Source organism: Microcoleus sp. Pol11C3, assembly GCF_036701485.1.
In the GTDB taxonomy this organism is placed as follows: Bacteria; Cyanobacteriota; Cyanobacteriia; order Cyanobacteriales; family Microcoleaceae; genus Microcoleus.
Window position 1 is genome coordinate 59,171 of record NZ_JAUBQW010000018.1, and the last position, 3,723, is coordinate 62,893.

At 41.1% G+C, this 3,723-nt stretch carries 5 protein-coding genes; 3 read left to right on the forward strand and 2 right to left on the reverse strand.

Annotated elements, in window-relative coordinates:
- Together QUA40_RS07145 and QUA40_RS07150 are read right to left on the reverse strand one after the other, a co-directional pair.
- Positions 1–567 (reverse strand): WD40 repeat domain-containing protein (locus QUA40_RS07145; protein WP_333123307.1); only part of this gene is annotated, 567 nt, incomplete at its 3' end.
- Between the two features lies 1 nt (position 568).
- Positions 569–1,957, reverse strand: coding sequence for an AAA family ATPase (locus QUA40_RS07150; protein WP_333123308.1), 1,389 nt, complete (start codon positions 1,955–1,957; stop codon positions 569–571).
- Between the two features lie 344 nt (positions 1,958–2,301).
- Between QUA40_RS07150 and QUA40_RS07155 the strand changes: the two genes are divergently transcribed.
- The 3 genes from QUA40_RS07155 to QUA40_RS07165 all read left to right on the forward strand — a co-directional run bounded on the left by QUA40_RS07155 (position 2,302) and on the right by QUA40_RS07165 (position 3,705).
- Complete coding sequence (locus QUA40_RS07155) at positions 2,302–2,928, forward strand: ATP-binding protein (protein ID WP_333123311.1); 627 nt, start codon at positions 2,302–2,304, stop codon at positions 2,926–2,928.
- 94 nt (positions 2,929–3,022) lie between these two features.
- Positions 3,023–3,508 carry a hypothetical protein gene (locus tag QUA40_RS07160; protein WP_333123313.1) on the forward strand — a complete coding sequence of 162 codons (486 nt, stop codon included), beginning with the start codon at positions 3,023–3,025 and terminating at the stop codon, positions 3,506–3,508.
- Positions 3,481–3,705 carry a hypothetical protein gene (locus tag QUA40_RS07165; protein WP_333123315.1) on the forward strand — a complete coding sequence of 75 codons (225 nt, stop codon included), beginning with the start codon at positions 3,481–3,483 and terminating at the stop codon, positions 3,703–3,705. The genes QUA40_RS07160 and QUA40_RS07165 overlap by 28 nt, the downstream gene beginning before the upstream one ends.
- The last annotated feature ends 18 nt before the right edge of the window (positions 3,706–3,723 follow it).

The window sequence follows — 3,723 nt, forward strand, 5'->3', positions numbered from 1 at the left end:
ATCCCAGACTTTGATGGTTTTGTCTCTTGAAGCCGAAATCGCCCGCTTGCCATCCTCCGTGACGGCTACTGCATATACTGAGTTGCTGTGACCTGTGAGGGTGCGTAGTAGTCCCCTGCGAGGCGGAGTTAAACAGGCTGTCAAAGGACGCAACCAAGGTGCTGCTTTCCACTGCTTTGCTACCTCCAGCATTGTCTGAATCTGAGGCATTTCAAAGTACAGCAAGCGGCCTAACAATTGACCTGCCAGTTTTGTCTGATCTCGATCTAAAATATCGGCTGACATCCACAGTACCGCTTGAATCAAGTTCAGGGCTTTCGCTGTTTCTGGGTTGTACTCTGGGTGAGTTACTGCTTCTGAATCGTCAACTAAATTGAAATCATCAATCAGTGCCTGCACCCCAAATTCAGGATGCTGAATCTTTGCCATCAGGAAGTTAAAGTCTGTCAGCTTTTGATAATACTTTTCTAAGTTACCTGACTTGACATGATTTGGCAGTAAGCTGCCCAGATAAGCACGTTGATAGGAAAGTGGCTTGGCCGCTAACTTATCAGCAAATTCTCCCATTTCACCGCAACCCCTCTTCTAAATACTCAGTAATCCGTTGATTTACTTCTTTAAAAATCTTCCGCTTTGAATCCATCTCCCGTTTGCCTTTCAGAAAGTCCAGGAAACTAGCATGATAGATGGTATAGCAGATTTCTCCTTCTACATTCTGCTTTTTTAAATACTCAACCCACTCATCTTCTAAAACCTGTGCCACATCGCATTCATCCACCTTGGCAATTCCCGCAATCATCTCGCAGGGAATCGCCGTGCCAATCTCTAATAAAATATACAAGACAATCTCCATCAATTGCCCTGGTAAAGATTCCATTTTCATCTTTTCCCAATGGTTTTGATAATATTCTTGCAGCCCCTTTGGTAATTGCTTTAAATCCAAGTTATTGTAATCGCCATTAGCAATTGCTGGCAAAACATACCGCAAATACATAAAATTATTTTCGCTCTTGTTTGCCACTTGCTCGACAAAAATTAGATCTGGAATGCTGCGGGTTTGAATCCAGTTTCTCAGTTTATCTTTATACTCAGCATCAGTATTTATCAGATACCAAATATACTCTTTGATATCATCCTGATTGAAATTAACATACTCGCTGTCTCTTAAATCTAACTCTTTTACTGGAACTCCCGGGGATACGGACAGCCGTTTTTGACCGAGGTTATAGGGTCGCCTCGTCAGCAGGAAATATACGTTATTGGGCAGAGAGGTGGGTAAATGTAAAAGATTTTCTCCCGGTTGTTGTTCGACTTCATCCAGTGCATCAATTGCAATTACCAAACGTTCCCCCGCCGTGAGTTTTCCCGCGACCTTTGCCAGTAAAGTTGGTAAATCGGCGTCTTCTGAACTTGGCAATTGATAGCGGTCAATTAATTGCCGGCGAATGCTCTTCAAAAACAATTCTGGTCGGTTGCGACCTTCGACGAGAATATTGAAATAGCAGGGAGATTTATGTTCAGAGACGTATTTGGCAACGATCGAACTTTTGCCCATTCCTGCATCCCCGACGATTGTAAAATAACCGTGAGGATTGTCGGTGATAAATTGCTGAAAAGTCTCAAAAACAAATTGGCGACCGCAAAACCTCCGAATTTTTTCTTCTATTAACGATCTAAATTCTTCAGGGTAGGGAAATGAGTTACAAGCTTGGGTGGGAACTACTGGTTGTGATGGTTGATAATACTTCTCTTTTAATTTAGTATGCAGAATCCTCAACTTACCTGCACCTTGTTGATCCGAAAGTTCAGGGAAGCTCTTTGAAAATTTCTTGTAAATCTCTCCCATCCGCTGTTTTACTGTAGCTTCTGATATGCTTAATTCTACTGAAAGCCGTGCCTGATTTAGGACTGCTTTTTCAGAAGAAAAAAGCGCTAATAATGTGTCTGTTTGTTCCATCGATAATTCATGTCTCCCAGATTCGCCTCTAAGGAATTCTTGCCAATCCATCTAGGTTAACCCCTAATTTAACTTTATTACAACTTACGCGTCATGCACTTAAATCATCCTGAGCCTTGCCAAGGATCTCTTAGACGGCTGGGATGCTTCGCACTCCTGAGCCTTGCGAAGAATCGGGACTCTGCATGAGAGTAGTTTAATTATACCTTGACTATACTTTGATTATACCGACCTCTAATAGACCTAACTTTATACTTCTGGTCAACTTCACTCAATTAAAGTGATGCGATGATTTTATCAGAAGCACAAAAGCAATTTTTGATAAACATTGGAGGTCACTAGAAATGAATCTTAACTTATTCAGCAACTCACACCCAGACGAAGATTATAGCAAAATGGATGGAATCCCATCACTTGGGATAGGTATAAAAATTATTAGCCAAATTGCCGATGAGCTTAGTTATACCCACACTTCTGACCATCGAAACTGTCTGTTAATTGTAAAATATTTTCAGCCTGTACTACCTCACCCTAGCACTCAAGCTGATTGTTTTAAGCGAGCGACCGATACTTTAAACATTTTCAACTGGCTGAAAGAGCAAAAAATTAGCCAATCCGATCGGAGTTCTAACCAGCCACTGCAAAAAATTACTCTTCAACTCAATAGTGATATTGCCACTGTCACTCAAATTTTATGGTGGGTCGAACAGTTAGAGAATCTACCACTTCCCGAAGAAGTTTTGCAGCTTTGTAAACTTGCGACTGTCGAGGGGTTTATAAATGCTATTCACCACCACAAAAATATGCCATCAAACACTCCGATAGATCTGGCAATTGCAGTTTTTAACGAACGCATAGAAATTCAAATTTGGGATTGGGGAAAGCCTCTTAATTTCCCAGGCAAAGTTAAAATTGACCAATCGCAAGCAAAAGAGCCGTTAGGTTTAAAGGAGCTGGAATTTATGTTTTAGCAAAGATGACTATCTCGGCTAATCATTCTTTAATTAGTTCTGCCTGACTAGAACCGATAGGTTTTAATCTCCTGCCCAATTTGCCCTAAAAATCATGGCAGATCGCAAATTAAAACTCACCTTGTCTGCCCTTCATTCTCCCTTTGTGGTTCAGCAGGATATCTGTAGAAACAAAAAAGCTCCATATTTAGCAGAGAAAACCGTTATGAACTCTAACTTAGAAAATTCGCACCGTGACGAAGATTTTAGCGAAATCGATGAAATAGGAAAAATAGGTATAAAACTTATTGGCAAAATTGCCGATGAGCTAAGTTATACCCGCACGTCTGAGGGGCGAAACTGTCTGTTAATTGTAAAATATTTTCAGCCAGCTTTAGTACCACCCCAACCTAGCACTCAAACTACTTTTTTTAAGCGTGCGATCGACGTTTTACACAGCTTTAACTGGCTTCAAGAGCAACGAAATCCCCAATCCGATCGAAGTTATAACCAGCCACTTCACAAAATTAAACTTCAAGTAAGTAGCTCGCTTCAGGCTGTTACTCAAGTTTTATGGTGGGTCGAGCAGTTTTTTTTTTAGAGTCTCTACCCATTCCCGAAACAGTTTTGCAGCTTTGTAAACTTGCTGCGATCGAGGGTTTTGCCCATGCTGTTCGCCACGCCCGCAAAAATGTGTCATTGGAAACTCCCAAAATAGAACTGGCGATCGCAGTATTTAATACGGAATCCGGTTGTCATAGGTCTGTTATAATTGCTGAAAAAATCGAGCAAAAATAGCCATGCCAAAAAAAGTCG